Consider the following 25,701-nt stretch of genomic DNA (forward strand, 5'->3'; position numbering starts at 1 on the left):
CACCCTGCGGTAGCCGGTGTGGCCCGTGCGGCGGGCGTGGCGGAGGGACCACATGGCCGGGGCGGCCTCGTCATCCGCCGGGCCGGAGCCCTCGAGGCACGAGGTGCACTCCGACTCGTGGATCGGCCCACTGCCGGCACGGTCACAAAAGAGGAGCCATGCCGACGATTGCACCACGCCCGGGATCACGCCCGCCCTCCCTTGACGGACAGCTCGGCCCAGACACGCTTCCCGGGCCCGACCCGTTCGCCCACGGCCCAGCGGTCAGCGATCGCCGACACCAGGAACAGCCCCCGCCCGCCTCCGAGTTCACGGCGGTCACCCGGACCCCGGGCCGTACGGCGCAGGCGTCGTGAACCTCGATCCGCACTCCGCCCGGCTGCCGTACGTACCGGGTCTCGATCTCCCGGTCCCGGGGGCCCGCGGCATGCCGTACCGCATTGGTGACCAGCTCGGACGCCACCAGCAGCGCGTCCCCCTCCAGCTCGGAAAGCCCCCACGCCGCCAGGGTCCTGCACAGCTCCAGCCTCGCGAGGGGTACGCACCGCGCTTCCCTGCGCCATCGCCGCACGACTTCGGCATCTCCCACCGGCGGGCCGATAAAATGCTCCATGCTGACGCTCCTTCGAAGCGTTGGCCACGCCCCCGGACCGTTGGCGCGGTCGCGGGGGTATCTGCATTCACGGAGAGATTGGACCGGTGGACCGGTCCAGTCAACCCCCTTGATTCAGCGAATAGTTGTCCACCAACTCCCACAGCCCCTCAGGCGTGACCCCTTCCTCGCAGACCAGGGCCCCTTCCGCCTCGTCGTAGGCGATGTGCAGGACCACTGCGACCGCGCATGGACGTTTCACCTGAAGGAGTTCGGCCTCCGCGCTCGTTGCCAACCGAACCGAGGTCGTGTCCGTGCCGCGAACCGAAAGCCGTCCCGTCATGCGCCGCACGTAGTGCGTCGTCCCCTCGGCGATCGGGCCGTTCTGATGCAGTCGAGGGCAAACGTCCGCGATCTCCGGCGGAAACCATGCGGTCACATACGAGTGCGCCCCGCCCTCCTCCGTGAGGACCAACCGGGCTCGCTGAAGGGCTCGCCGGCCCGCCGCCAGGTGGAGGGCTTCGGCGATGTGGGACGGCGGCACCAGCATCTCGGGCACGCCGATCCGGCGGTACGGAGCACCCGTCTGCACCCGGCTGGTGCCGGAGCCCCTGCCTCCTGCGGGCCGAGCGACCGGAACCTGCGTCACTGAGAATCCGCGGCCTTGATGGGGCACCACAAGCCCGTCAGCCCTCAGCACCTCCATGGCCCTGATGGCAGTCGCACGCGAAACCGCCCACTGCTCGCACAGGTCGCGGCTGGACGGGAGGAGGTCGCCGGGGCCGAACTCACCGTCAGCCACGCGCCGACGCAGGCTCTCCGCGATCTGTTCGTACTTCAGAAGTGACATGTGCGTTCCTTGAAGCGAAGTGGGGCTAACCGGTTGACCGGTCACGCTAGGGGCTACCGCCCGATACGGCCAGCAGCCAGAATCGCCCCATGCCCGCATACTCCGTAGGCCCAGAGATCATCGCCTTCTACAGCGAGACGATCAGCGAATCCGACCGGCTGAGCAGCAGCGCGGACGGGCTACTCGAAATGGTCCGCACGCAGGAGCTGCTGCGGCGCCATCTCCCGGCCGCGCCCGCCCGCGTCATCGACATCGGTTCGGGCCCCGGAGCGCACGCACGGTGGCTCACCGAAGACGGGTACGACGTCGACCTGGTCGACCCCGTACCGCGCCATGTCGACGAAGCCGCAGCCGCCGGATTCCGCGTCTCGCTCGGCGACGCCCGCGAGCTGGCCGCTGCCAACGCCTCCTACGACGTCGCGCTCGTCCTCGGCCCGCTCTACCACCTACTCGACCCCGGTGACCGCGTCCGGGCACTCCACGAGGCTGCCCGAGTCGTCCGCCCCGGGGGTATCGTCGCGGCCGCCGCCATCGGCCGCTACGCCTCCCTCTTCGAGCACGTCGCCACCACGATGCTCACCGTGGATCGTGTGCGCGGCGCCGTTGCCGACATCCTCGTCAGCGGAATCCATGAACCGGGCCGTAAGGGCTTCACCAGTGCCTACTTCCACACCGGCCAGAGCCTGGAGGACGAGATGCGCGAGGCCGGCCTCGAAGCACCGGTCGTCTACGGCGTGGAGGGCCCGGCGTGGTCCGCCCTGAAGGCGACCGAGCAGCACACCGGAAGCAGTCTGGCCGACTCGAAGATGTTCGAGGCCGCGCTGACGGCGGCCCGGCTCGCGGAGCCCCACCCCGACCTGCTCGCCGCCAGCTCCCACATGCTCGCCGTGGCCACCGTCCCGGACCGTTCCGCGTAGAAACGACGGCGGCCCCGCACCCCGGAGAGGGGGCGGGGCCGACCGGCGCGTGCTGGGGATCAGGCCTCGACGGTGCCGGAAGCGGCGATCTCGACCTTGGCGCGGGTGGCGCCGGACTGGGTGCCCAGGGACTCGATCTTGTCGACGATGTCCTGGCCCTCGACGACCTCGCCGAAGACGACGTGCTTGCCGTCGAGCCACGAGGTGACGACGGTGGTGATGAAGAACTGCGAGCCGTTGGTGTTGCGGCCGGCGTTCGCCATCGACAGCAGGTACGGGCGGTCGTGCTTCAGGTCGAAGTTCTCGTCCTCGAACTTCGCGCCGTAGATGCTCTTGCCACCGGTGCCGTTGTGGTTGGTGAAGTCACCGCCCTGCAGCATGAACTGCGGGATGACGCGGTGGAAGCCGGAGCCGGCGTAGCCGTAGCCGTTCTGGCCGGTGGCCAGCTGGCGGAAGTTCTCGGCCGTCTTCGGGACGACCTTGTCGAACAGGCTGAAGACGATGCGGCCGGCCGGCGCACCGTCGATGGTGATGTCGAAGAATACGTTGCTCATGGGTCCCATCCTGTCACTCCCGGTACCAACCGCACCCCGGCGGGGCCGGGGACCGGCCCCCCGGCGCGTCGCGAAGGCCCCCGCCGCGGACGGCGGGGGGCGGTTACGTCGCAGGTCAGGCGCTCGTGCGGGTGCCCGTGCCCTTCGCGGCGTCCAGGGCGTAGACGCAGCGGTCCTTGCTGCACGCGTACACCACGCCCGCCTCCGCCACCGGGGCCCCGGTGATCTCGCCGCCCGTCGCCAGCTTCCAGCGGAGCTGGCCGCCGACCGCGTCCAGGGTGTACAGGCAGTGGTCGGCCGAACCGAAGTGGACGCGGCCGTCCGCGACCACCGGCGGGCCGGTGATCTCGCCGCCCGCCGCGAACCGCCACTTCGGGGTGCCGGTCACCGCGTCCAGCGTGTACAGGGCGCTGCCCGCGCCCAGGTGGACGCTGCCGTTCGCGACGAGCACCGGGTCCGACGCCGGGCGCGGCTCGGTGGCGATGCGCCAGCGGTCCTTGCCGGTGGCCGCGTCCAGGGCGTAGACGGTGCCCAGGTAGTCGGCGAGGTAGACCCCGCCGCCCGTGACCGCGGGGCCCGGAGCGAAGGCCGGCGGGGCCAGGAAGACCGCCGGGGCCTCGAAGTGCCAGCGGACCCGGCCCGAGGCCCGGTCCACGGAGAGCACGCGGGTACCAGCGCAGACGTAGACGTTGCCGTCGGGGGCGGGCGTGACGCGGACCGGGACGTTGCCGCAGGAGGCCGCGTCCCCGACCGGGTACGACCAGGCCTCCTGGCCGGAGCGGGCGTCCAGCGCGCGCAGCCGGGCGTCCTGCCAGACGTACACGGTGCCCTCGTGCAGGACGGGGGCCGCCTCCGGGGTCTCGAAGTCGGACTGGGCGCCGCTCAGCTCCCACAGCTTCTGCCCGTTCGACGCCTCCCAGCCCTGGACGCCGCCGCCGCGCGTGGCGGTGATGACGGTGCCCCGCTCGGCGCGCAGCGCGTACACCCAGGCGTCGGCGTTCAGCCGCCACCGCTCGGAGCCGTCCTTCGCGTCGAGGGCGAACAGGGACGGCCCGTCGGAGGCGTGGATGCGGCCGTCGGCGACCGCCATCGACCAGGCCACGTCCCGCGTCTTGAACTGGCGCCGGCCGCTGCCGACGTCCAGGGCGTGCACCTCGAAGGAGGTGACGTAGAGGAGGTCTCCCGCGACGGTCGGGGTGCCCCACACCTCGTTGGACATGCGGAAGCGCCACGGCCGCCAGCGACCGCTGTCGGGCGACGGCCCGGGAGCCGGTACGGACGGGGTCGCCGCCGGGGCCGCCGACGACGCCGGGGTCCCGGCCGGCGGGCGCACCCAGCCGGTCGCCGAGTCCGCCGCGGCGTGCCCCGCCGGGGCGGAGGCCGTCGCGCGCGGCCCGGGCCCGATCGGCACCGGCGCACCGCCGAGCCGTACGGGCGTCCCGGGCATCGAGGACACCGGCACCGGAGCCGGGCCCCGCACCGGCGGCGGGGTCAGCGGCGGCCGGTCCGGACGCGGCGGCACGGCCTGCCCGGTACGCGGGTCGACGAACGGGTCGACGGTGCCGCGCGCGGGCCTGCGGTGCGTGGACGGGCCCGGGGGCGGCGGCGAGGAGACGACGGGGGACGGGGTGGTCCCCGTACGGTTGCCCGCGCGCCGGGTCTCGATCATCGCGACGGCCCGCTCCGGCAGCCACGCCGAGGCCGTCCCGCTGTCGTCGCCGCCGTCGAACAGGTGCGGGGCCAGCTGCGCCTGGAGGTCGGCGGGGGTCGGGCGCTGCGTGGCGTCCATCTGCATGCAGGAGTCGATCAGCGGCCGCAGCTCGTCCGGCAGCCCCTCCAGGTTGGGGCCCTCGCGCAGCAGCATGAACACCGTCTCGACCGGGTTCGCCCCGTGGTACGGCGGGTGCCCGGTCGCGGCGAAGACGAGGGTCGAGCCGAGCGAGAACACGTCGCTGGCGCCCTTGACGCTGCGCGAGTCCTTCGCCTGCTCGGGCGACATGTACGCCGGGGTGCCGACGGCCACGTTCGTCATCGTCAGGCGGGTGTTGGACACGCCGCTCGCGATGCCGAAGTCGATCACGCGCGGGCCGTCCTCGACGACCAGCACGTTGGACGGCTTCAGGTCGCGGTGGACCAGCCCCGCGCCGTGGATGGACTGGAGCGCCTCGGCGATGCCGGCCGCGAGCCACCGCACGGCCTGCGCGGGCATGGGCCCGCACTCGTTGACGATCTCCTCCAGCGAGGGCGCCGGTACGTACGCCGTCGCCAGCCACGGCACCGCGGCGCGCGGGTCGGCGTCGACCACGGCCGCCGTGTAGAAGCCGGACACGGCGCGCGCCGCCTCCACTTCGCGGGTGAACCGCACGCGGAACAGCTGGTCCTCGGCGAGTTCGGTACGCACCGTCTTGATCGCGACCCGGCGTCCGGACGCCGAACGTGCGAGATAGACCAGCCCCATGCCGCCGGCGCCGAGCCGTCCGAGCACCTCGAAGGGGCCGATCCGTCTCGGGTCGTGCTGCGTCAGCTGCTCCACCACTCGCCTCCACTACCTCCCCGTACGGGCCCCTGCCGGACCCGCTTCCACCCGGGCGCGGCTGCCAAGGGCGCGCGCACCGGTACGACCCGATTCTGTCAGGCCCGCGCCTGGTCCGGCCCCGGCTACGGGTGTGCGTTGGGACGCGGCTGCGACGGCGGGTCCGACGCGGCTACGACGACTGCTGCGACGGCGGCTCCGACAGCAGCGCGAAGACCGCCCCCTGATTGTCCGCGACGACCGCGATCCGCCCGTACGGGGTGTCGAACGGATCGGCCGTGACGCGCCCTCCGAGCCGCTGCACGGTGGCCACGGCGCGGTCGCAGTCGGGGACGGCGAAGTAGACGAGGAAGTGCGCCGGCATGATCTCCGGGAAGGCGTCGGTGATCAGGCTGCGGCCGAGGACGGCCGTGTCGGGGCCGGGCGCGCTGCCGGGCGGGGACCAGACGCGGTACTCGACGCCGGTCCCGGAGTCGTCCTGGTCCTGGGGGACGTAGCCGAAGACGTTGGCGTAGAAGACGTCGACGGCGTCGCGGGCCCGGGTGTAGACCTCGGCCCAGCAGTAGGTGTCCGGCTCGTCCTGGGCGTCGAAGCCGTGGTGGGTGCCGGGCTGCCAGAGGCCGAAGACGGCTCCGCCGGGGTCGGCGGCCATCGCGGCGGTGCCGTACGGGCCGACGGGCTGCGGGTCCATCACCATCTGGCCGCCCGCGGCGCGGATGCGGGCCGCGCAGGCGTAGGCGTCCGAGGTGTACAGGTAGACGCCCCAGACGGTGGGCATGCGGCCGTCGGGCTTGGGGGCGAGGGCGGCGACGTTGCGGCCCCGGCTGTAGGCCTGGGTGTAGCCGCCGTACTCGGCGCCGGCGGGGTCGGCGAAGGTCCACCCGAAGAGCTCGCCGTAGAAGCGCTTGCCCGCCTCGACGTCCGGGAGGGAGGCGTCGACCCAGCAGGGCGAGCCTTCCGCGAATGCGGCTGCGGCCATGGGGCGGGTTCCTTCCGTCGTGCGGGTGGTGCGTGGCGGTGCGGGTGGTGCCTGTGGTGCTGGTTCGGTCCGGTGGTGCGGGTTCGGTCCGGTGGTGCTGGTTCGGTCCGGTGGCGCGGGTGGTGCGTGGCGGTGCGGGTTGGGTCCGGGGGCGGGGCGTTGGGTAGCTTGGGGGGCTTGTCCGGACAGCGGGCGTTTCATGCCCATGAACCATGGTCCGCCCGAAAACTTGTCCACAGCCTGTTGATAAGACTATTCGGGGGATACGCACCGGTACGTACGAGGTCCCCCGGGGCGGAACGGCGGCCGGAATCCGCCCCCGGCCCCCGCCCCGAAGGCCTCCCGGGCAGGTCGACGGCCGGGTAACCCCATTTGCAGGCGGCCGAATAGCGCGCCGATCGGCCCTCGGTAAGCTGACGGCATGACAGGACAAGTACGCACCGTCGACGGGCGTGTCGCCGGCCGGCGCGGCCAGGCGACGCGGCAGAAGCTGCTCGACTGCCTCAGCGAGATGCTCAGCTCCTCGCCGTACCGCGACGTCAAGGTGATCGACGTCGCGCGCAAGGCCGGCACCTCCCCCGCGACCTTCTACCAGTACTTCCCGGACGTCGAGGGCGCCGTCCTGGAGATCGCCGAGCAAATGGCCACGGAGGGCGCGCAGTTGACGGCGCTCGTCGAGGGCCGGAACTGGGTCGGCAAGGCCGGCTGGGCCGCCGCCGAGGAACTCGTCGAAGGATTCCTGGAGTTCTGGCGCAGCAACGACGCGATCCTGCGGGTCGTCGACCTCGGTGCCGCCGAGGGCGACAAGCGCTTCTACAAGATCCGCATGAAGATCCTGAACTCCGTCACCAACTCCCTCACGGAGTCGATGAAGGAGCTCCAGGCCAAGGGCAAGGTCGACAAGGACCTCAGCCCCGCCGCGATGGCGGGCTCGCTCGTCGCGATGCTGGCGGCGGTCGCCTCGCACCAGAAGGGCTTCCAGACCTGGGGCGTCAAGCAGGCCGAACTCAAGCCGAACCTGGCCCTGCTCGTGCACCTGGGCATCACCGGCAAGAAGCCGACCAGGTGACGGCGGACCCCCTGGAGGGTCCGCCGCTCCCCGCACCCGCCGTCGGCCGAGCCGTTGCCGGCACCGCCGTCAGCACAGTCGTCGGCGCCGCCGTCAGCGCCGCCGTCAGCGCCGCTCCAGGCGGAACAGCCTGATCTCGCGCTCGATGCGCGCCTGGTACGTCGCGTACGGCGGCCAGAACTTCAGCACCGCCTGCCACGCCGCCGCCCGCTCGGCCCCCTCCAGCAGCCGGGCCCGTACCGCGATGTCCTGCCCCTGCCAGCTCACGTCCGCGTCCGGGTGCTTGAGCAGGTTCCCGGTCCAGGCCGGGTGGCCGGGGCGGCCGAAGTTGGAGCCGATCAGCAGCCAGCTCACGCCTCCGTCCTCCGGCATGCACGCGAGCGGCGTGGTGCGCGGCTCCCCCGTCTTGGCACCCCTGGCGGTGAGGATCACGCCCGGCAGCATCCGGGCACTGAGCAGCACCTTTCCCCGGGTGAGGCGGTGCACGGCCTTGTCCATGGCGGGGATGAAGTGCGGTGCGACCTTGGCGAAGAGGAGCGTCGAGGAGACCTTCTGCATGAGCTTGACGCCCAGCGCGGTCGCGGTTCCGGGGCCTTTGGAAGCGGTGGGAGCCATCAGACGGCCGCCCTCTCTGGGGTCGCGGACGGGTCGAAGAGCCCTGCGTGCTGCGCGGCGTGCGCGCGCAGGCGGTGGACGGGGCCGAAGAGCAGCTCGTCGGCGGCCGCCCGCTTGAAGTAGAGGTGGGCGTCGTGCTCCCACGTGAAGCCGATGCCGCCGTGCAGCTGGATCGCCTCCCCGGCGGTGGTGCGCAGCGCCTCCAGCCCCTGGGCGAGGGCGAGGCCGCCCTGGTCCGGGTCCCAGGCGGCGTAGTAGGCGGCCGAGCGGGCCGCCTGTACCTGTACGTAGAGGTCGGCGAGGCGGTGCTTGACCGCCTGGAAGGAGCCGACGGCCCGGCCGAACTGCTCGCGCTGGCGTACGTACTCCACGGTGCGGGACAGCGCCCGGTCCGCCGCGCCGACCGCCTCGGCGGCCAGGACGGCGGCCGCGCCGCAGCCGGTGGCGGCGAGGGCGGGGAGCGGGTCGGCCAGGTCGTCGTCCCCCAGCAGTTCCGCCGTCACGTCACGCAGTTGGACGCGGCCCTGCGGGCGGGTCTCGTCGAGGGTGGCCTGCCGGTCCCGGACGAGGCCGGGCGCGTCCTCGCGTACGAGGAACAGCAGGGTGCGGGCGCGGGCGAAGCCGCCGGTGTGCGCCGCGACGAGGAGCAGGCCGGCGCTGTGCCCGTCGAGCACCTGGGGCACCTCCCCGTACAGCCGCCACCCGTCGTCGGTGCGGCGCGCCTGGACCCCGCCGGCCCGGCCCCCGCCCGCCCAGTCGCCGGGGGCGTTGTCGCCGGTCAGGGCGAGCGCGGCGGCCAGGGCGGGGCCGGGGACGGCGAGGGCGGCGGTCAGCTCCCCGGCGGCGAGCGGCGGCAGCAGGGCGGCACGCTGCCCGGCGGTGCCGAGGGCGGTGATCAGCGGGGCGGCGAGGACGGCGGTGGCGAGGAGGGGCGAGGGCAGCAGCGCGCGCCCGGTCTCCTCACAGGCCAGCGCGAGGTCCCCGGGGGCACAGCCGACACCGCCGTACTCCTCGGTGACGGCGATGCCCGGCAGACCGAGCTGCCGGGAGAGCTGCTGCCACAGCTCGCGGTCGTGTCCCGCGGCGGTCCGGACGGCGGTTTTGACCTCGTCCGGCCCGCAGCGTTTGGCCAGGATCTCGCGCAGGGTACGGCGCATCTCGTCCTGCTCCGCGGTGAAGGCGGCATCCATCGTCGGGCTCCTCCCCGTATCTGACGGGGCGTCATGTTAGGGCGGCGGGGGTGAGATGCACAGGGGGCGGAGGCCGCCCTTTGCGGGCGCGGGGGCGGGCGGACTGCCGGTTGCCGGGCGGGGGCACACCGTGGCCGGGCGGGGCCGCGCCGGAGCCGCGCCGGCGCCGTGGTCTAGCATCTGACTGGGCGTCAGATGTACCGTCCCCCCATGCCTGGACCCCTTTCTGCGCCCGTCTCCCCCGCCACGCCCCGCCGCCGGGTCGCGGTGGTCGGCGTCGCCCTCTCGGACTGCGGCCGGGTCGACGGCCCGACCCCCTACGCCCTGCACGCACAGGCCGCCCGCCGGGCCCTGGCCGACTCCGGCCTCGACCGCTCCGTCATCGACGGCTTCGCCTCGGCCGGCCTCGGCGTGCTCGCCCCGGTGGAGGTGGCCGAGTACCTCGGACTGCGGCCCACCTGGGTCGACTCCACCTCCGTCGGCGGCTCCACGTGGGAGGTCATGGCCGCCCACGCCGCCGACGCCATCGCCGCCGGCCACGCCAACGCCGTCCTGCTGGTCTACGGCTCCACCGCCCGCGCCGACATCAAGGCCCGGCGGCGCACGTCCAACCTGTCGTTCGGGGCCCGGGGGCCGCTCCAGTTCGAGGTCCCGTACGGCCACACGCTCGTGTCCAAGTACGCGATGGCCGCGCGACGGCACATGCACGAGTACGGCACCACCCTGGAACAGCTCGCCTCGGTGGCCGTCCAGGCGAGGGCGAACGCCGCGACCAACCCGGACGCCATGTTCCGGGACCCCATCACGGTGGAGGACGTGCTGACGTCCGATGTGATCGCCGACCCCTTCACCAAGCTCCACTGCTGCATCCGCTCGGACGGCGGCTGCGCCGTACTGCTGGCCGCCGAGGACTACGTACCCGACACGGCGAAGTCCCCGGTGTGGGTGCTGGGCACGGGCACGTCGGTGTCCCACACCACCATGTCGGAGTGGGAGGACTTCACCGTCTCCCCCGCCGCCGCCTCGGGCCGCCAGGCCTTCGCCCGCGCGGGGCTCACTCCGGCCGACGTGGACCTCGCGGAGATCTACGACGCCTTCACGTACATGACCCTGGTGACGCTGGAGGACCTCGGCTTCTGCGCCAAGGGCGAAGGCGGAGCCTTCGTCGAGAAGGGCCGCCTGCTGCGGGACGGCGAACTCCCGGTCAACACCGACGGCGGCGGCCTCTCCGCCTGCCACCCGGGCATGCGCGGCCTCTTCCTCCTGGTCGAAGCCACCCGCCAACTCCGCGGCGAGGCGGGCCCGGGCCAGGTCACGAAGCCGGACGGCACCCTGCCGGAGGTAGCCCTGGCCTCGGGCACGGGAGGCTGGTTCTGCTCGGCGGGGACGGTGATCCTGGGGCGGGGGTAGGGGGTACTCCCTTGGGCGGGATCAGGGTTGGTTCGGGGGTTTCCCGTCAGTCCCATCGTCCTTCCGTGTCGGGCCGGCCTGTCAAGGGCGCTCCCTTCGGTCGCGTCGCTTCGCGATGGCCTTCGGCCACCCTTGACAGACCGGCCCGCCCCGGAAAGCCGAAGAACTGCCGGGAAACCCCCGAAAGAACGGTCACCGGACAGGAGGAGAGGGGCAGCCCCTCAGTGCTGAGGCGAGGTGCCGGGCGTCGGCCCGCCGGGCATCCGAGCCCTCAGAGGCCGCCAGTCCGTGCCAGGGGCGCGGCTGCCCGCACCAAAAGGCGACCCGAGCGGTCTGCGGAGCCCCCGAGCGCCCCAGATCGCTACGCGCTCCTCTCGTCTCGGCGTCCTGCGACCGCCTGTGGCTGATACCTGCACGAGAGGACGAACAGGGCAGCCCAGGGAGCGGAGGGGCGCGCCGGATCGCTACGCGCTTCTCTGATCTCGGCGGCCGGCGGCCGTCCTGGGCTGATCTAGCCGTCGATGTCGAGCGCCGTGCCGTACAGGCGGTTCACCTTCAGGCGGATGACCACGCGGTTCTCCGCCACCAGCTGCTCCAGGAAGGCGGCTTCGTCCTCGGGGCGCGCAGCCGCCGGGATCATGCCGAGCAGTTCCCGGCCGACGGCGTCCCCGGCCACCGTGGTGCGCTCGGACACCTCCGCGTCGCCTTCGGCCACGGCGAACGACCACACGTTGCCGCCCTGTACGTGAAGGGCCGCGCTGGGGTTGCGGCGCAGGTGCCCGACCTTGACCCGGTCGGCCGTCGTCGAGAACCGCACGGTGCGGCCTTCGGGGTCCCAGCTGTAGAGCATGGTGGTCAGGTGGGGGTGGCCGCTCTGCTTGATGCTGGCGAGCGTGCCGAACTGCTGCCGGCCGAGCAGGTCGGAGAGTTCTTCGTCGGAGAGCGGGCGCGGCGCCGCGGGCTTGGTCATGCAGTGATCAACTGCGTTCCCCGTGCGGCAATTCCTGTCGCATCAGATCGCACGTTCCGGCCGCGACCGGTGGAAGGAGGCCCGCTTCTTCAGCGAGGGGCCCGGCACGCCGGGCGTGCGGGCCCCTCAAACGTCCCTGATCCGGGCCAGGGGCGCGACTACCTGCACGAAAGGTCGATCAGAGCGCCCTGCGGAGCCGGATTCCGGGGTCAGGCGAGGTGGATCGTGAAGCGCCTCACGACCGTGGGGGTCGTGGGGGGCGTGGAGACCGTTACGGAGTGGACCGAGCCACGGGCCTTCTCGTACTTCCCCGTGCCGCCGGTGATCGCGCTGTCGAAGGGACCCTGGTCGAGGTAGTTGAAGTACACCCCCTGCGTGGTGATCTGGCCGCCCGGGAGGATGTAGGTCACGAGGCACTGCTCCGCTTCATCGGCGCCGCCCCGGGTGGTGACGCAGCTGCCGTGGGTCTCGCCGATCTGGTTGTGCTCCTCGTCGAAGAGGAGCGAGCGGACGACGACTTGATCGCCCTGCTTGGGGCTGCCGGGGGTTTCGGGGAGGACGGGGAAGCGGGTCAGCTGCTGCACCTCGGCCAGGACCGTGATGGTCCGGCCCTTGTCCCCGGCCGGGGCGGAACCGGTGTCCGTCGCGGCGGCCGCGACGGGGGTGCAGGTGAGGAGGGTGACCAGCGTGGCCGTGCCGAGGCAGGCCGCTCTGATGGGGCGCATCGTGCGACTCCTGAGGTTGATGTTCGGGAATGGCGGGATAGCGAACTTCCATCCGATTTGGTTCGATTTCATTCATAGCCCTGCCTCCGCCGCGCCTCGGAGCACCCCGGCACGAACCACCGGCACATCCAGCCGGTCGGACCAAAACGGTTGCCGTTCCTACGGGTCCTAGGTTTAACCTAGGACCCCTAGGAACAGGAGTGTGTGCATGGGACGGGCCGGACTGACAACAGAACGGGTTACGGTCGCGGGCGCCGAGTTGGCGGACGAGGCCGGGCTCGACCGGGTGACCATGTCGCAGGTGGCCCGGCGCCTGGGCGTGAAGGACGCGAGCCTCTACACGCACGTCCGGAGCCTGGAGGATCTGCGCGGACGGATCGCGCTGCTGGCGGCGGACGAGAAGACCCTCCGCATCGCGGAGGCGACTGCCGGCCGCTCGGGCAAAGCCGCACTGGTCGCGTTCGCCGACGCGTGGCGGGCGTACGCCCACGAGCACCCGGGGCGCTACATGTCGACGCAGACCTCGATCAGGATCGACCCCGAACTCGCCGCGAAGGCGTCCGGACCGCGGCGCGCGGTCGAGCTGACGTACAGCATGCTGCGCGGCTACGGACTGGCCGAGCCGGACCTGACCGACGCGGTCCGGCTGCTGCGCAGCACGTTCCACGGCTTCGTCGCCCTGGAGGCCTCGGGCGGCTTCGCCCACGAGCGTTCACCACAGGACTCCTGGGTGCGCACGCTCGACGCCCTGCACACGCTCCTGGAGCACTGGCCCCCGTCCCGAGAAGGAGACCCCTCATGACCAGCCTGCGCGTGAACGGCGCGACCCTGCACTACGAAGTGCGGGGCCAGGGCCCGCTCCTGCTGCTGATCCCCGGAGGGTCGGGCGGCGCGGCCTCCCTCGACGGCATCGCCGACGCCCTGGCCGCCGAATACACCGTCGCGGCCTACGACCCGCGCGGCATGGCCCGGAGCACGCTGGACGATCCCGGGGCCGAACAGCGGGTGGCCGAGCACGCCGACGACGCGTTCCGGCTACTGGAACTGCTGTCGCCCGGTGAACCCGCCCGGGTGTTCGGCGCCAGCTCGGGCGCGATCACCGCCCTGCACCTGCTCACCGCCCGTCCCGAACGCGTCGAGCGCCTCGTGGCGCACGAACCGCCGGTGGTGGAGGTCCTGCCGGACGCCCCCGAACACCGCGCGCTGATCGCACGCGTGCAGGAAACCTTCCACGCCGAGGGCCTCATGCCGGCGATGACACTCTTCGCCGCGGGCCTGCGGACCACCCCGCCGAAGGCCGAGATCAAGCTCCCACCTGCACGTGCCGAGCAGACGATGGCCGACCTTCCTTACTTCCTCGGCCGGATCGTGCCCGCCTTCATGTCCTACGTACCGGACGTCCCCCGGCTGGAATCCCTGTCGGACCGCCTCGTACTCGCCGGCGGCGAGGATTCACGCGGCGAGCTGCCCTACCGCCCGGCCGCCCTCCTGGCCGAGCACCTCGGCACGGAACTCCTCCACTTCCCCGGCGGCCACACCGGCACGACGACCCATCCCACCGAGTTCGCCGAGACGCTCCGCAAGGCCTTCCGCCCCTAGCTACACGTCCGTGCTCGGCTGTCGCCGCCAGTCCCAGTCGGGACTGCGCTCGACCAGGGCGAGGAACTCGCTCGCCCGCAGGATCTCGAAGTGGTTGGTGTCGAGCAGTCCGTCGATGCCGGGTAGGACATCGCGGAGGAAGGCCCGGGCCGCGTCCATGGACTGGCACGAGACGTACACCGCGTACGGCTCGCCGATCCGGGTCTTCACCTCCTCGAGTTCTTCGCCCTCATAGTCGGCCAGGATCCCGCCCGAGAGGTCGATGTAGTACGAGTACCCGCGCCAGTGCAGCTTGTCGTCACCCGTCACAGGGTCTGCGACGAGCTCGAAGGAACGGATTCGTCCCTCGAGCAAGGAACGTCGGCCCACGGGAACGAGAATGATCACGGAGGGCCAGGACACGTGTCTAGCCCTTCGGCTTCCAGTCCTTGGCGAGGAGGCCGAGGATGACCTCGTCCAGGAACTCTCCCAGCACCCACGCCGAGGAGCGCAGTACGCCCTCGCGGACGAAGCCGTTGTTCTCGGCGGCGCGGAGCATCGCCGTGTTGTCGGCCAGCGTCTCGATCTGCATGCGGTGGAAGCCGCGCACCACGAAGCCGTAGTGGCAGAGGACCGCGACGACATCGCTGCCATAGCCCTTGCCGCGTGCGGCCGGCAGCAGTCCCAGGCCGATGTGCGCGGCCCGGCTGTGGGTGTCGATGCCCCAGAACGTCGCGTCGCCGACGAGCGTGCCGCCCTCCAGCTCCACCACGGAGAACTGGACGCTGGTCTCCTTGGTGTCGTCCACCACCAGCCGGGGGTCCTTCGAGCCGGGCGTGATCGGCTTCCACGGACCGGCTTCGGATCGCGAGCCGTTGACGACGTCGTCGTACAGCTCGGTCCGCAGGATCGGGATGTCGTCCTCGTGCCGGGCCCTGAGCCCGACCTTGGCACCTATAAGCATGCGAGCTTCCTACCCGCCCGGCCTGACCGACGGCAAACGAATAAGCGATGCTGGACCCATGCAGTGGAAGATCCACGGAGAGCGTCCGATCTACGAGAACCAATGGCTCGACCTCTGGTTCGCGGACGTGGAGACACCTGACGGAAACCGCTTCGAGCACCACGTGGTCAAGCTGAAGCACCTGGCCGTGGCGGCCGTGGTCAACGAGCGCCGCGAGGTCCTGATGATGTGGCGCCACCGCTTCATCACGGACACCTGGGCCTGGGAACTCCCCATGGGTCTCATCGAGTCGGACGAGACCCCCGCCGAGGCGGCCGCCCGCGAGGTCCTCGAAGAGACGGGCTGGCGCCCCGGACCGATGAAGCCGCTCGTCTACGCCGAGCCGGCGGCCGGCATCACGGACTCCCAGCACCACCTGTTCCGCGCGGACGGCGCCACCTACGCGGGACCGCCGACCGAGAAGAACGAGTCCGACCGCATCGAGTGGATCCCCCTGACGGAGATCCGGGGCATGATCGACCGCCGCGAGATCGTCAGCAGCGGCTGCCTGGTCCCCCTCCTCTACGTCCTCATGGACGAGGGCATCCGTTAGCGACTCCCCATCCCCCGTGATCGCGGATACCAGCCCAGGACGGCCGCCGGCCGCCGAGATCACAGAAGCGCGTAGCGATCCGGCGCGCCCTCCGCTCCCTGGGCTGCCCTGTTCGTCCTCTCGTGCAGGTATCAGCCACAGGCGGTCGCAGGACGCCGAGACGAGAGGAGCGCGTAGCGATCTGACGCGTCTGGGGGCTCCGCAGACCGCTCTGATCGACCTTTCGTGCAGGTAGGCCCGCTCCTGGCCCCGAATCGGGACTTTGAGGGCTCGGATGCCCGGCGGGCCGACGCCCGGCCCCGTCGCCTGCTCCCTGACACGGCCGCCCCTCCTTGCTCTGCCCCGTGACCGTTCTTTTGGGGGTTTCCCGACAGTTCTTCGGCTTTCCGGGGCGGGACGGCCTGTCAAGGGTGGCCGAAGGCCATCGCGAAGCGACGCGACCGAAGGGAGCGCCCTTGACAGGCCGGCCCGACACGGAAGGACGATGGGACTGACGGGAAACCCCCAAACCAGCCCTGATCCCGCCCCAGGGAGCACCGCCCACCCGGCCACCGACCCACCCCCACCCCCACCCCCACCCCCCACGCGCCCCCCGCGCCCCAGCCGCGCCGCCCGCCCCCCTCCGGGGCGCTCGCGCCGCTTGGGTTCGCGCTCGGCGCGCCCCCGCGCGCGACCGGCGCGCCTGTTGCGCGCCGGGTCGGAGGGTGTCTTGTTATGGCTCCCGCGGTCGCCCCGCGTGCATCATTGATGCGGGTAGTTCTTCATCTAAGTTTTCATCTGCGACCGAAATCCTTCTGCTTCAACCCACATTCTGGCTGCGGAGGTTCGCGATGGCGGTACGGACACGCGTCCACCTCGTGCTGGTGCACGGTCTGTTCTCCTCCGCCAAGGTGTGGGCGGCCTTCCACGCCCTCCTCACCACCGACCCCGAACTGGCCGACTGGGTCAGCGTCCACCGCTTCGAGTACGACTCCCCGCTCGTCCGTCTGCGCCCCGACCGGCGGGTGGCGGAGACCGACGACGTCGCCGACCAGCTCGGGACCTTCCTGGAGACCGAACTCGCCGACGCCGAGCGGATCGTGCTGGTCACCCACAGCCAGGGCGGGCTCGTCGTACAGCGGTTCCTCGCCCGCAAGTTGTGGAACGGGGAGGGCCGGGAGCTGTCCCGGATCAAGCACTTCACGATGTTCGCCTGCCCCAACACCGGGTCCGGGTTCTTCCTCACCGTCCGCAGCTGGCTCAAGGTCTGGAACAACCCGCAGGAGAAGCAGCTGCGCCCCTTCGACCGGGCCGTGACGGAAGCGCAGCGCACCGTCCTCAGCGCCGTCGTGCACGGGCGGGCGTACGGGGACCAGGAGTGCCCGATACCGGTGCGCGCGTACGGGGGTTCCGCCGACGAGATCGTGCCGCCCGTCGTCGCGCGCGGGGTGTTCCCGAAGGGCGGTGTGGTCACCGCCGACCACTTCTCCATCGTGCAGCCCGCCGACCGCGCCGCCGCCCCCTACATGGCGGTCCGCGCCGCGCTGCTGGAGGCGGCGCAGGCGCCGGCGGAGGGGGCGCCGGACGTGGCGGGCGGGATGCTGGCGCCGCGGTCCCCCGCCGAGGCGGCCGGGCGGCCCTCGCTGCCGCCGCCCGCGGCCGGGGAGCTGGACCTGGCGCCGTTCCCGCCGCCGCCGTACGGGCCGCTGGAGGAGGGCAAGCTGAAGGGGCAGGAGCGGCTGGGCCTGGTGGCTTCGCTGCTGTCGGACCAGGCGCGCCAGCGGGTGCACGTGCTGTCCGGGCTGGGCGGGTCGGGCAAGAGCCGGGTGGCGCTGGAGGTCGCGGACCGGGCGCAGCGGGCGGGGTACCGGGTGTGGTGGGTGTCGATGCCGGAGCTGAGCCTGCGCATGCGGATGATCGCCCGGGACCTGGGGGCGCCGACGATCACGGTGCAGCGGGCCTGGCTGCTGGGGACGGCGACGGACCTGGTGTGGACGCTGCTGAACGCGTGCCCGGACCCGTGGCTGCTGATCTTCGACAACGCGGACGACCCGGAGCGGCTGGGTCCGCGCGGCGGCCAGGTCGCGGACGGCACGGGCTGGCTGCGCCGCCCGCAGAACCCGAACGGCAGGGTGGTGGTGACCAGCCGGGTGCGCCGTCAGCAGACGTGGGGCGAGAGCAGTGCCGTGCACCACGTGGTGCCGTTGGGCGAGGACGACGGGGCGTCGATGCTGCTGGAGCGGACGGGCGGCCTGGGCGGTACGAACGAGCAGGCGCGGCGGCTGTCGCAGCAGCTGGGCGGGCTGCCGCTGGCACTGCGGCACGCGGCGGACGTGATCAGGGCGGTCAGCGAGAGCCAGATCTCGCTGGACAGTGACGTCCGGGACTTCGAGACCTTCGGCCGGGCGGTGGCGGCGCGGGTCGAGGCCGCGCCGGGGCAGGCGGGTCCGGACCTGAGCGAGCTGCTGGGCCGGGAGATCGTGGAGAAGGTCTGCGGGATCGCGATGGACCTGCTGAGCAGGCAGGAGCGGGCGCAGGCGGTGAGCCTGCTGAAGGTGTTCGCCTGCCTGAGCATCGCTCCGGTCCCCTACCGGTGCCTGCTGATCGATCCTCCGCTGTCGCAGTCGCCGCTGTTCCCGGGGATCACCCCGGCGCGTACGCACGCGGCGCTCTCGGGCCTGGAGGAGTTCGGGCTGGTGGACTTCTACGAGCGGGAGGGGGTGGCCGAGCGCGATCTGGCGCACGTGCTGACCCTGCACCCGGTGGTGCACGGGGTGCTGCGCGAGGACCGGGAGGTGCGGGACCGGCCGGCGGACTACTACGGGCTGGCCGTGCGGATGGTGATCCGGGCGACCCTGCACGTCAACCCGGACCATCCGGCGAACTGGCCGTTGTGGGCGGCGCTGGCCCCGCACGCGCTGGAGGTGTCGAGGGCGTGCCTGCTGGGGGACCTGAAGCTGTCGGACCGGACGGTGCGGACGGAGGCGCTGGAGCTGGCGCGGCTGACGGCCCGGTACCTGATAGCGACGGGGTTGCTGGGTCCGGCGTACGACCTGGTGGTGCCGATGGTGGAGCGCTGCTCGTCGTTCGGGTTCGACATCGACGACCGGGAGATCCTGGGGCTGCGGCACGAGCAGGGGCGGATCCACCTGGACCGGGAGCAGCTGTCGCAGGCCGAGGAGGTGCTGGCGCGGGTGGTGCTGGCGCGGACCCGGATCCTGGGGGAGAACCACGCCGACACCCTGGCCAGCCGGCACAAGCTGGCCCGGGCGATCAACGAGCAGGAGGGGCGGGAGGCGGAGGCCGAGGAGATGCTCCGCTCGATCGTGGAGGCGGAGAACGAGGTCCGCGGGCCGGAGCACTACGACACGCTGGTGGTGCGGCACACGCTGGCGCGGGCGATGCGGGCGCTGGGCCGGTACGCGGAGGCGGAGGCGGAGGCCTGGCAGATCCAGGACATCAGCCGGCGCAACCACTGGCCGCCGTCGACGCCGGAGATCCTGCGGGTGCGCGAGACGCTGGCGCACGCGCTGCTGGGGCAGGGGCGGGCGCAGGAGGCCGAGCAGGTGATCCGGGAGGCGCTGCGGGACGCGTCGCAGCCGCCGGATTCGCACATGGTGATGCGGCTGCGGCTGACGTTCGTGTGGGTGCTGCTGGGGATCGTGGGGCGTACGTCCGATGCGGTGAACGAGTTGAAGGCCCTGGTGCGGGACCTGGACCGGGTGGTGCCTTCGGAGCATCCGCTGTCGGTGCAGGCCAGGGCTCTCCTGCAGAAACTTCTGCGGGAGCTTCCGGGCTGAAACCCCATGCTTTTCATACCAGTTGGGCGGAACTCCAACGGCCGGTGCAGGGTTGCGCGTAGCCTGACGTTGCCTCACCCTGTGTGACGCGTCCCACACCGAAATGCGCGGAGGTCCGCCGATGACTGCTGTCCCGACCGATACGAACGACGACCAGTCCCTCAGATGGGGCGCTCCGGGGAGCGTCCTGGAGCAGGAGCAGGCGGAGGTCGGCCGGCGGATCGCGATGGAAGCGCTGGAGGCCGGACGGCAGGCACTGGAGCTCGACGCGAAGACCGCGTTCCGCGCGACCAGCGGGACGCATCCCGGATAAGCGCCATTGGTTTCTGTTGTCTTTCCGACGCCGGGGGGCGATCGAATGACGTCAGGGCAATCCTCAGGGCGAACCACTCAGAGTGCGTTACCGGTCCCACCGCACGATCCGTTCTTCCGCGCCGTGACCGCGCCGGCGTTCACCCACGAGCTGCTCGCCGGGCTGGCCGCCGGGCGGTACGCGGCGGTCCGGGTCCCCTCCTTCCTGCCGCGCGAACGGTGCGACGAGGTGCTCGGCGCGCTGCGGCAGCAGGTGTTCGATTCGTACGGGAAGGCCCGCGTCGATCCGCCGGTGATGCGGTTCGGGGTGGGCGTCAGCGACCACATGGCGGACGGCGGGGTCGCGGACACCTACTGGAAGGCGCTGCAGGGGCACCACGAGGCCTGGCAGGGCCTGGGCCTGTCGTTCGATCCGTTCCGCACCTGCCGGGAGGCGCTGGCCGTGGCCTGGCCGGGCGGGGTGTCGGTGGGCCGCAGGGGCGGCGTGGAGATGGGCGACGGGGTGGCCCGGGAGCCGAACCAGGGGTTCCAGGTCCATTTCGACGACGCGCTGCGCGAGTACGACGGTGATCTGCTCGACGAGCCGCTGATCGGGCAGTTCGCGTTCAACCTGTACCTGAGCGTGCCGCCGGAGGGCGGCGAGACGGTGCTGTGGAGGCACCGTTGGCAGCCCGAGGACGAGGCGCACCGGCTGTCGGCCCGGTACGGGTTCGCCGAGTCGGTGGTGGCGGGTGCCGAGTCGATCGAGCTGGCTCCGGAGGTCGGCGAGGCGCTGCTGATCGATCCGCGGTTCTTCCACGCGGTCCGGCCGAGCCGCGGGGACCGCAGGATCGCGCTGGGGTTCGCGGTGGGGCTCGGCGGCACGTCGGGGCAGCTGCTCACCTGGGCGTGACGGCCCTGCGGGGGCGGGGTCCGCGTCCGCGACGCGGGCCCCGCCCCCATGCCCGGGAATCATCAACTCCCGTACACCTCACGCATTTTGACGATCCATTACGGGCCCGCTACGTTCGGGTGATGGACCTCTTGCGCTACGTGGCCTTCAGCACCGACCCGCTGGGCGGGAACCCGGCGGGTGTGGTGCTGGACGCCACCGGCATCGACGAGGCGACGATGGCCGCGGTAGCGGCGGACGTCGGTTACTCGGAAACGGCCTTCGCCGTGCCCCGCCAGGACGGGGCGTTGGACATCCGCTACTTCAGCCCGCGGACGGAGGTGCCGTTCTGCGGGCACGCCACCATCGCGACGGCCGTGGCGTACGCGCAGCGGCACGGTGTCGGGGACCTGCTGCTGCACACGCAGGCGGGTCCGGTGCCGGTGACGACGGCCGCCTGCGCGGACGGCGGGGTCGTGGCGACGCTGGTGAGCGTGGAGCCGCGTACGGAGCCCATCGCGGACGCCGATCTGGCGGAGCTGCTGGTGGCGCTGCGCTGGTCGGCGGCCGACCTGGATCCGGCGCTGCCGCCGCGGACGGCGTACGCGGGGGCCTGGCATCCGGTGATCGCGGCGGCGAGCCGGGAGCGGCTCGCCGACCTGGACTACGACATGCCGGCGCTGAGCGGGCTGATGGCGCGCTGCGGCTGGACCACGATCACCCTGGTGCATCGGGAGTCGGCGGACGTCTTCCACGCCCGCAACCCGTTCCCGCCGGGCGGGGTGGTCGAGGACCCGGCGACCGGTGCGGCGGCGGCGGCGTTCGGCGGGTACCTGCGGAGCCTGGGCCTGGTCGAGCTGCCGGCCGTACTGACCGTCCACCAGGGCGTCGACATGGGCCGCCCGAGCCTGATCACGGTGGGCGTCCCGGCGGACCCGACGGCGGGCATCGAGGTGACGGGCACGGCGGTCCCGATCGCCTGACCCCTGCCCCTGCCCTGGCCGGGCGGTGACCAGGGAGCCCAGGCGGGCAGGCCGGGACCCCGGGTCGCCCTGGTCGCAGGAGCGGCTGGTGCCGCCTGCGGCGCCGGTCGGCCCGGGGCCTGGGGGTCGGCGGGCCGGACGCGGTCCTGCGGCGGCCAACCGGCCGGGCCGGGGTCAGGGGTGGGGCTCGACCTCCAGGACGACCTCGATCTCCACCGGGGCGTCCAGGGGGAGGATGTCCATCCCCACCGCGCTGCGGGCGTGGCGGCCCGCTTCGCCGAAGACCTCCACCAGGAGCTCGCTCGCGCCGTCGACCACCCCCGCCTGGCGGGTGAAGCCGGGCGCGGAGGAGACGTAGCCGACGACCTTCACCACCCGCACCACGGACTCCAGCGGGGCCACCGAGTCGGCGGCGGCCAGGGCCGCCAGCGCGCACTGGCGGCTCAGTTCGCGGGCCCGCTCCGGGGAGACCTCGGCGCCGACCTTGCCGGTCAGGGTGAGTTCCCCGCCCGTCAGCGGGATCTGGCCGGCGACGAAGACGTGGATGCCGCTGCGGACGGCGGGTACGTAGGCCCCCTTGGGCGCGCTCACCTCCGGCAGCCGTAATCCGAGCTCGGCTAGCCTTTCGCGGACGTCGACGCTCATGGCACCCCCTGGTGACCTCGACCTGACCTCTACGGCTCGCACCATCGTCCCACCGCACAGGGCTCCTTGGGGCGGGCTCCGCCCTTGTGGCCCCGGCCGGGGCGGCGGTCTGCTACCAGTCCAGCCGGCCCAGCGGGCGGCCGTCGGGAGCGATGGCCAGGTCGCGGTGGGTGTGGTCGAGGTCGACGATCCGGATGTGGTCCGCGTCGGGCCAGTTCGCCTCCAGTACGCCCTTGGTGAAGTCGAACTCCGGGTCCAGCCGGTACTCGGCGACCGGCCAGCGGCGGGCCGTCGGGAAGGTCCCCGCGTCGACGTAGATCCGCCAGACCGGGTCGGTCAGCGCCGAGGTCTGCTCCACCACCAGCCGCCGGGCCGAGCCGTCCGGGGCGGGGACGTCCCACTCCGTCATCGGCATCGGATCGGTGACCACCCCGTACGCGGGCACCGCGAGCACCCCGAGGACCACCGCCCCCGCCAGCCCCGCCCCGGCCGCCTTGCGCACGTCCGGGCGGCGCGAACGCAGCAGGGCGGCCCCCGCGAGCGCGAGGACCGCCAGGCCGGACAGCAGGACGGGGTGGTTCAGGTCGGCCACCAGGGCCGGGCCGCCGGGGCGGTCGTACAGCGGGGCGGCGACCGCGGTGGCGGCCGCGGCCACGGCGAGGGCGACCAGCCCCCACCCGACGGCGGCTCTGAGCGTGTTCATGACCCCGCACCCTAGCCGCGGGCGCCTCACACCGGCGGGTTGGCCCAGCTCCAGCCCCGCAGGGCCGGGTTGGCGAGGGTGCCCGCGAACGTGGCGTGCGCCGCCTCCTCGCTGGTGCCGGCCGGCGGGGTCAGCCGCAGGGACACCGTCCCGCCGGGGAACTCGGGCGCGTAGCCCCAGTCCGCCGGCAGTAACGAGATCAGCCGCACGGCCGCCAGTTCCGGGGCGCCGCCCTCGGGGCCGCGGCCGTCCGGGGCGACGACGAAGTGGTACGTGGTGGTGGTGCGCATCGGGGTCTCCTGACGGGTCATCGGGGGCCCGGCGCGAGGAACGGCAGACCGGGGCCAGCATCGCCCAGCGCGGCCTCGACCGCGAGGAGCACACCCGCCGAACCCGTCGCCAGGTCGGCGGACAGCCGCAGGGTGTGGTCGCCGAAGAAGGCCAGGTGGCCGTCGCAGCGCACCGCGTGCCAGCCGAGGGCGTCCAGGTGGCGGCGTACGGCCCGGTCGGTGGCGGCGGAGCCGTCGTGCAGGTGGCGCAGGGCCAGCAGGGCGCCGGCCCGGCCGTGGAAGAGCCCGGCGTTGAGCATGAAGGACGGGCCGGCCTGCTCGCGCAGCGCGTCCCGGGCCCGGGCGAACTCCGGCTCGGGCAGCAGACGCGCCGCCTCGTGGAGCACCATGGCCAGGCCCGCGCCGCCGAAGGCCAGGAACGGCACCTTCCAGGCGGCGTCCTCGGAACCGGCCGGGTCGCCGTCCTCGGACCAGCCCGCCTCCGCGAGGTCGTGGCGCAGCAACTCCCCCGCCACGTGCAGGTACTTGGGCCCGCCGGTGGCCTCGTGCAGCCGGAGCATCAGCAGCGCCCCGCCCGCGGCGCCGCGCAGCAGGCCGGGCCGGGCGCGGCCGGCGGCCCCGCCGGGGCCCTGGTCGGCGATGAGCGCGGCGATGCGCGCGGCCTCGTCGGTGTCGCCGAAGTGGAGGTGGGTCAGGCCGATGCCGGCGAGCCCCCCGAAGAGGCCGTGGTCGAGGTCCTCCAGCGGGGCCCGGCGGACCCGGTCCAGTACGGCGGCGGCCTCGTCGGTGCGGCCGAGCCGGTCCAGGGCGAAGGCGACGCCGCTGAGCCCGTCGTAGAAGCCGGGGCCCATGTCCGCGGCGCGGGTGGTGGCGTCCGTCAGCCAGGCCAGGTGCTCGTCGGCGGGGGCGTGCCCCAGCTCGGCGAGGGTCCACAGCACGCCGGCCGCGCCGTAGGCGAAGGTGGCTCCGCCGCCGGGTACCGAGAACTGTTCGACGTCGCCGGGGAAGAGCCGGTCCTCCCGCTGCGGGGTGGCGCTGGCCAGGAGGTCGGCGGCGAGGGTGGTGCGCAGCGCGGGCCAGCCGGCGGCGGTGGGCGCGGCCCACAGGGGTGCCGGGGCGGGGTCGGGGAGCTGCCCGGGGTGCGGGTCGGGGCCGAGGTCGGCGTGGACCTGGCCGGCGAAGCCTTCGGGGACCGGGAAGTGTTCGGTGACCAGGCCGATCAGCTGGTCGACCTTGGCGCGGGACCAGGTGGCCATGACCGTCAGCGGCAGGAAGACGCCGATGCGGATGCAGCCGAGGGCGTACCGGTCGACGGCGGTGCCCCTGTAGCCGGCGGGGGCGCGGAAGCCGGGGGCTCCGATGGCCTGCGCGGACTCGTCCTCGACGGGGCTGGCGGTCTCCAGGTCGATGAAGGAGATCGTGTCGTCGGGCCTGACGAGGATGTTGTTGGGGTGCAGGTCGCCGAAGACGACGCCCTTGGCGTGCATGGCCTCGACGCCCCGCTCGACCTGGTCGACGATCTTCAGCGCCCAGTCGGCGTAGGCGGCGTACGCGCCTTCGGTGCGGTCGTCGCCGACGAGCGGGTTGCGGGTGAGGAGCTCGCGGGCGAGGGGCTTGCCGTCGACGTACTCGCGGGCCAGGAACCAGTGTTCGTTGCCCTTGCGGTAGTCGGCGACGGGCGGGATGCAGTCCAGTCCGGCGAGCTTGTCCAGGGCCCAGTGCTCGCGCTGGAGGCGGGCCACGGCGTCGGCGCCCTCCTCGTCGAGGCCGGCCAGCGGGCGGGCCTCCTTCAGCAGGACGGTGCCGCCGTCGCGGGTGTCGGTGGCCTGGTAGACGCCGCCGCCGTTGGAGAAGTGCAGGGCCTTGGTGGCGCGGAACGGGAAGTCGGTGAGGGTGGCCGCGTTGCGGGCGGCGAGGGCCTCGCCGAGGAAGGCGGGGAGTTCCACCCAGGACGGCGGCCGGAAGGACGGGCCGCGGACGTCGGGCACCAGCCGGCCCTCGGGGTCCTCGATGCAGTGCACGAGCTCGCCGGTCTCGGAGCGGCCGAGCCGGGAGACGAAGCCGCCGTAGCGGACGTACAGCGGGCCGGAGCGCCAGCGCAGGTCGCTGAGGATGGTGGGGCCGGTCTCCCCGTCGAGGAGGTCGCCGAGTCCGCGCAGGATCCGCTCCAGCTGCGCCTCGTCGCCGGGGTAGATGGTGAAGAACTTGCCGCTGCTGCCGCGGTCGCCGTACTTGCTGTTGCGCATCTTGAGGATGCCGGCGCTGCGGATGAACTTGAAGGTGACCCGCTCGGCGACGCAGAAGTCCCAGACGGTGTCGAGGACGCGGTCGGCGTTCTCCAGGGTGGCCGACACGTGGATCTTCCAGCCCTGACCGGGGAGGACGGTGCCGGGCGGGGTCATCAGCAGCCAGTGCGTGTTGTCGTTGCGCGTCCAGCCCTCGGGGAGGGGGCCGGTCGCCGCCGGGAAGACGCTGGCGTCGGCGGCGGCGGTGGCCGGTACGTCGTAGAACGGATTGCCGGGCTGGCAGTAGTTCATGTAGCGGAGGTCCATGGTGCGCTCCGTTCGTGACAGGAGGGAC

The 25,701-nt window shown here is 72.7% G+C and carries 25 protein-coding genes; 10 read left to right on the forward strand and 15 right to left on the reverse strand.

Translation table 11 applies throughout. From position 1 onward, the window contains the following. Window positions 1–142: 142 nt before the first annotated feature. Together OG553_RS14155 and OG553_RS14160 are read right to left on the reverse strand one after the other, a co-directional pair. Complete coding sequence (locus OG553_RS14155; protein WP_405979324.1) at window positions 143–613, reverse strand: ATP-binding protein; 471 nt, start codon at window positions 611–613, stop codon at window positions 143–145. Window positions 614–713: 100 nt separating this feature from the next. Beyond that, window positions 714–1,442 (reverse strand): GntR family transcriptional regulator, encoded by a 729-nt coding sequence (locus OG553_RS14160; RefSeq protein ID WP_405979325.1) that lies wholly within the window; start codon window positions 1,440–1,442, stop codon window positions 714–716. An 89-nt stretch (window positions 1,443–1,531) separates the two neighbouring features. Between OG553_RS14160 and OG553_RS14165 the strand changes: the two genes are divergently transcribed. Beyond that, window positions 1,532–2,359: a class I SAM-dependent methyltransferase gene (locus tag OG553_RS14165; protein WP_405979326.1), complete on the forward strand. Its 828-nt coding sequence runs from the start codon at window positions 1,532–1,534 to the stop codon at window positions 2,357–2,359. A gap of 59 nt (window positions 2,360–2,418) precedes the next feature. On the opposite strand, the gene OG553_RS14170 is transcribed toward OG553_RS14165, so the two are convergent. The 3 genes from OG553_RS14170 to OG553_RS14180 all read right to left on the reverse strand — a co-directional run bounded on the left by OG553_RS14170 (window position 2,419) and on the right by OG553_RS14180 (window position 6,425). Further along, the gene (locus tag OG553_RS14170) at window positions 2,419–2,913 is read right to left on the reverse strand and encodes a peptidylprolyl isomerase (protein ID WP_405979327.1); all 495 of its coding nucleotides are present in this window, start codon (window positions 2,911–2,913) and stop codon (window positions 2,419–2,421) included. 115 nt (window positions 2,914–3,028) lie between these two features. Beyond that, a complete protein-coding gene (locus tag OG553_RS14175) occupies window positions 3,029–5,449 on the reverse strand; it encodes a PQQ-binding-like beta-propeller repeat protein (protein ID WP_405979328.1) in 2,421 nt (806 codons plus the stop codon). Window positions 5,450–5,618: 169 nt separating this feature from the next. Continuing rightward, the gene (locus OG553_RS14180) at window positions 5,619–6,425 is read right to left on the reverse strand and encodes a VOC family protein (protein ID WP_405979329.1); all 807 of its coding nucleotides are present in this window, start codon (window positions 6,423–6,425) and stop codon (window positions 5,619–5,621) included. 421 nt (window positions 6,426–6,846) lie between these two features. Here OG553_RS14180 and OG553_RS14185 point away from each other — a divergent pair, with 421 nt between their 5' ends. Beyond that, window positions 6,847–7,494 carry a TetR family transcriptional regulator gene (locus OG553_RS14185; RefSeq protein ID WP_007265731.1) on the forward strand — a complete coding sequence of 216 codons (648 nt, stop codon included), beginning with the start codon at window positions 6,847–6,849 and terminating at the stop codon, window positions 7,492–7,494. Window positions 7,495–7,599: 105 nt separating this feature from the next. Here OG553_RS14185 and OG553_RS14190 read toward each other — a convergent pair whose 3' ends face one another. Both OG553_RS14190 and OG553_RS14195 read right to left on the reverse strand, forming a co-directional pair. Then, the gene (locus OG553_RS14190; RefSeq protein WP_405979330.1) at window positions 7,600–8,109 is read right to left on the reverse strand and encodes a nitroreductase family deazaflavin-dependent oxidoreductase; all 510 of its coding nucleotides are present in this window, start codon (window positions 8,107–8,109) and stop codon (window positions 7,600–7,602) included. Further along, window positions 8,109–9,299 (reverse strand): acyl-CoA dehydrogenase family protein, encoded by a 1,191-nt coding sequence (locus OG553_RS14195; RefSeq protein ID WP_405979331.1) that lies wholly within the window; start codon window positions 9,297–9,299, stop codon window positions 8,109–8,111. The genes OG553_RS14190 and OG553_RS14195 overlap by 1 nt, the downstream gene beginning before the upstream one ends. A 210-nt stretch (window positions 9,300–9,509) precedes the next feature. On the opposite strand from OG553_RS14195, the gene OG553_RS14200 reads away from it, so the two are divergent. Beyond that, window positions 9,510–10,709: a thiolase C-terminal domain-containing protein gene (locus OG553_RS14200; RefSeq protein ID WP_405979332.1), complete on the forward strand. Its 1,200-nt coding sequence runs from the start codon at window positions 9,510–9,512 to the stop codon at window positions 10,707–10,709. 511 nt (window positions 10,710–11,220) lie between these two features. On the opposite strand, the gene OG553_RS14205 is transcribed toward OG553_RS14200, so the two are convergent. Continuing rightward, the gene (locus OG553_RS14205) at window positions 11,221–11,679 is read right to left on the reverse strand and encodes a TIGR03618 family F420-dependent PPOX class oxidoreductase (RefSeq protein ID WP_362468825.1); all 459 of its coding nucleotides are present in this window, start codon (window positions 11,677–11,679) and stop codon (window positions 11,221–11,223) included. Window positions 11,680–11,888: 209 nt separating this feature from the next. Next, window positions 11,889–12,404, reverse strand: a complete 516-nt coding sequence (locus OG553_RS14210) for an allene oxide cyclase barrel-like domain-containing protein (RefSeq protein WP_405979333.1) — start codon at window positions 12,402–12,404, stop codon at window positions 11,889–11,891. A 208-nt stretch (window positions 12,405–12,612) separates the two neighbouring features. Here OG553_RS14210 and OG553_RS14215 point away from each other — a divergent pair, with 208 nt between their 5' ends. Both OG553_RS14215 and OG553_RS14220 read left to right on the forward strand, forming a co-directional pair. Continuing rightward, window positions 12,613–13,206 (forward strand): TetR/AcrR family transcriptional regulator, encoded by a 594-nt coding sequence (locus OG553_RS14215; protein ID WP_405979334.1) that lies wholly within the window; start codon window positions 12,613–12,615, stop codon window positions 13,204–13,206. Continuing rightward, window positions 13,203–14,003: an alpha/beta fold hydrolase gene (locus OG553_RS14220; protein WP_405979335.1), complete on the forward strand. Its 801-nt coding sequence runs from the start codon at window positions 13,203–13,205 to the stop codon at window positions 14,001–14,003. Before OG553_RS14215 ends, OG553_RS14220 begins: the two co-directional genes overlap by 4 nt. Here the strand turns inward: OG553_RS14220 and OG553_RS14225 are convergent, their stop codons facing one another. Together OG553_RS14225 and OG553_RS14230 are read right to left on the reverse strand one after the other, a co-directional pair. Then, window positions 14,004–14,357: a hypothetical protein gene (locus OG553_RS14225; protein WP_405979336.1), complete on the reverse strand. Its 354-nt coding sequence runs from the start codon at window positions 14,355–14,357 to the stop codon at window positions 14,004–14,006. A 52-nt stretch (window positions 14,358–14,409) separates the two neighbouring features. Beyond that, window positions 14,410–14,946, reverse strand: coding sequence for a GNAT family N-acetyltransferase (locus OG553_RS14230; RefSeq protein WP_405979337.1), 537 nt, complete (start codon window positions 14,944–14,946; stop codon window positions 14,410–14,412). A 58-nt stretch (window positions 14,947–15,004) separates the two neighbouring features. On the opposite strand from OG553_RS14230, the gene OG553_RS14235 reads away from it, so the two are divergent. From OG553_RS14235 to OG553_RS14255, 5 genes are all read left to right on the forward strand, one after another. Next, on the forward strand, window positions 15,005–15,538 hold the full coding sequence (locus OG553_RS14235; protein ID WP_405979338.1) for an NUDIX hydrolase: 534 nt from the start codon (window positions 15,005–15,007) through the stop codon (window positions 15,536–15,538). A gap of 830 nt (window positions 15,539–16,368) precedes the next feature. Continuing rightward, window positions 16,369–19,317: an alpha/beta fold hydrolase gene (locus OG553_RS14240; protein WP_405979339.1), complete on the forward strand. Its 2,949-nt coding sequence runs from the start codon at window positions 16,369–16,371 to the stop codon at window positions 19,315–19,317. 121 nt (window positions 19,318–19,438) lie between these two features. Beyond that, entirely contained in the window at window positions 19,439–19,630 is a 192-nt protein-coding gene (locus tag OG553_RS14245) for a hypothetical protein (RefSeq protein WP_405979340.1), read from the forward strand. A gap of 123 nt (window positions 19,631–19,753) precedes the next feature. Further along, window positions 19,754–20,521: a proline hydroxylase gene (locus OG553_RS14250; RefSeq protein WP_405979341.1), complete on the forward strand. Its 768-nt coding sequence runs from the start codon at window positions 19,754–19,756 to the stop codon at window positions 20,519–20,521. Window positions 20,522–20,643: 122 nt separating this feature from the next. Then, window positions 20,644–21,483, forward strand: a complete 840-nt coding sequence (locus OG553_RS14255; protein ID WP_405979342.1) for a PhzF family phenazine biosynthesis protein — start codon at window positions 20,644–20,646, stop codon at window positions 21,481–21,483. A gap of 174 nt (window positions 21,484–21,657) precedes the next feature. Here OG553_RS14255 and OG553_RS14260 read toward each other — a convergent pair whose 3' ends face one another. The 4 genes from OG553_RS14260 to lanKC form a co-directional block, all read right to left on the reverse strand. Continuing rightward, window positions 21,658–22,128: a RidA family protein gene (locus OG553_RS14260; protein WP_405979343.1), complete on the reverse strand. Its 471-nt coding sequence runs from the start codon at window positions 22,126–22,128 to the stop codon at window positions 21,658–21,660. 112 nt (window positions 22,129–22,240) lie between these two features. Further along, window positions 22,241–22,831: a hypothetical protein gene (locus OG553_RS14265; protein WP_405979344.1), complete on the reverse strand. Its 591-nt coding sequence runs from the start codon at window positions 22,829–22,831 to the stop codon at window positions 22,241–22,243. 26 nt (window positions 22,832–22,857) lie between these two features. Next, window positions 22,858–23,121: a hypothetical protein gene (locus OG553_RS14270; RefSeq protein WP_405979345.1), complete on the reverse strand. Its 264-nt coding sequence runs from the start codon at window positions 23,119–23,121 to the stop codon at window positions 22,858–22,860. A 17-nt stretch (window positions 23,122–23,138) separates the two neighbouring features. Continuing rightward, entirely contained in the window at window positions 23,139–25,673 is a 2,535-nt protein-coding gene (lanKC, locus tag OG553_RS14275; protein WP_405979346.1) for a class III lanthionine synthetase LanKC, read from the reverse strand. Between the last annotated feature and the right edge of the window lie 28 nt (window positions 25,674–25,701).

The organism is Streptomyces sp. NBC_00158, assembly GCF_045160885.1.
In the GTDB taxonomy this organism is placed as follows: Bacteria; Actinomycetota; Actinomycetes; order Streptomycetales; family Streptomycetaceae; genus Streptomyces.

What these genes read in the sequence shown, in the direction of transcription:
- OG553_RS14155 (WP_405979324.1), bottom strand. Translation starts at nt 613, where the DNA reads ATGGAGCATTTTATCGGCCCGCCGGTGGGAGATGCCGAAGTCGTGCGG.
- OG553_RS14160 (WP_405979325.1), bottom strand. Translation starts at nt 1,442, where the DNA reads ATGTCACTTCTGAAGTACGAACAGATCGCGGAGAGCCTGCGTCGGCGC.
- OG553_RS14165 (WP_405979326.1), top strand. Translation starts at nt 1,532, where the DNA reads ATGCCCGCATACTCCGTAGGCCCAGAGATCATCGCCTTCTACAGCGAG.
- OG553_RS14170 (WP_405979327.1), bottom strand. Translation starts at nt 2,913, where the DNA reads ATGAGCAACGTATTCTTCGACATCACCATCGACGGTGCGCCGGCCGGC.
- OG553_RS14180 (WP_405979329.1), bottom strand. Translation starts at nt 6,425, where the DNA reads ATGGCCGCAGCCGCATTCGCGGAAGGCTCGCCCTGCTGGGTCGACGCC.
- OG553_RS14185 (WP_007265731.1), top strand. Translation starts at nt 6,847, where the DNA reads ATGACAGGACAAGTACGCACCGTCGACGGGCGTGTCGCCGGCCGGCGC.
- OG553_RS14190 (WP_405979330.1), bottom strand. Translation starts at nt 8,109, where the DNA reads ATGGCTCCCACCGCTTCCAAAGGCCCCGGAACCGCGACCGCGCTGGGC.
- OG553_RS14195 (WP_405979331.1), bottom strand. Translation starts at nt 9,299, where the DNA reads ATGGATGCCGCCTTCACCGCGGAGCAGGACGAGATGCGCCGTACCCTG.
- OG553_RS14200 (WP_405979332.1), top strand. Translation starts at nt 9,510, where the DNA reads ATGCCTGGACCCCTTTCTGCGCCCGTCTCCCCCGCCACGCCCCGCCGC.
- OG553_RS14205 (WP_362468825.1), bottom strand. Translation starts at nt 11,679, where the DNA reads ATGACCAAGCCCGCGGCGCCGCGCCCGCTCTCCGACGAAGAACTCTCC.
- OG553_RS14210 (WP_405979333.1), bottom strand. Translation starts at nt 12,404, where the DNA reads ATGCGCCCCATCAGAGCGGCCTGCCTCGGCACGGCCACGCTGGTCACC.
- OG553_RS14215 (WP_405979334.1), top strand. Translation starts at nt 12,613, where the DNA reads ATGGGACGGGCCGGACTGACAACAGAACGGGTTACGGTCGCGGGCGCC.
- OG553_RS14220 (WP_405979335.1), top strand. Translation starts at nt 13,203, where the DNA reads ATGACCAGCCTGCGCGTGAACGGCGCGACCCTGCACTACGAAGTGCGG.
- OG553_RS14230 (WP_405979337.1), bottom strand. Translation starts at nt 14,946, where the DNA reads ATGCTTATAGGTGCCAAGGTCGGGCTCAGGGCCCGGCACGAGGACGAC.
- OG553_RS14235 (WP_405979338.1), top strand. Translation starts at nt 15,005, where the DNA reads ATGCAGTGGAAGATCCACGGAGAGCGTCCGATCTACGAGAACCAATGG.
- OG553_RS14240 (WP_405979339.1), top strand. Translation starts at nt 16,369, where the DNA reads ATGGCGGTACGGACACGCGTCCACCTCGTGCTGGTGCACGGTCTGTTC.
- OG553_RS14245 (WP_405979340.1), top strand. Translation starts at nt 19,439, where the DNA reads ATGACTGCTGTCCCGACCGATACGAACGACGACCAGTCCCTCAGATGG.
- OG553_RS14255 (WP_405979342.1), top strand. Translation starts at nt 20,644, where the DNA reads ATGGACCTCTTGCGCTACGTGGCCTTCAGCACCGACCCGCTGGGCGGG.
- OG553_RS14260 (WP_405979343.1), bottom strand. Translation starts at nt 22,128, where the DNA reads ATGAGCGTCGACGTCCGCGAAAGGCTAGCCGAGCTCGGATTACGGCTG.
- OG553_RS14265 (WP_405979344.1), bottom strand. Translation starts at nt 22,831, where the DNA reads ATGAACACGCTCAGAGCCGCCGTCGGGTGGGGGCTGGTCGCCCTCGCC.
- OG553_RS14270 (WP_405979345.1), bottom strand. Translation starts at nt 23,121, where the DNA reads ATGCGCACCACCACCACGTACCACTTCGTCGTCGCCCCGGACGGCCGC.
- lanKC (WP_405979346.1), bottom strand. Translation starts at nt 25,673, where the DNA reads ATGGACCTCCGCTACATGAACTACTGCCAGCCCGGCAATCCGTTCTAC.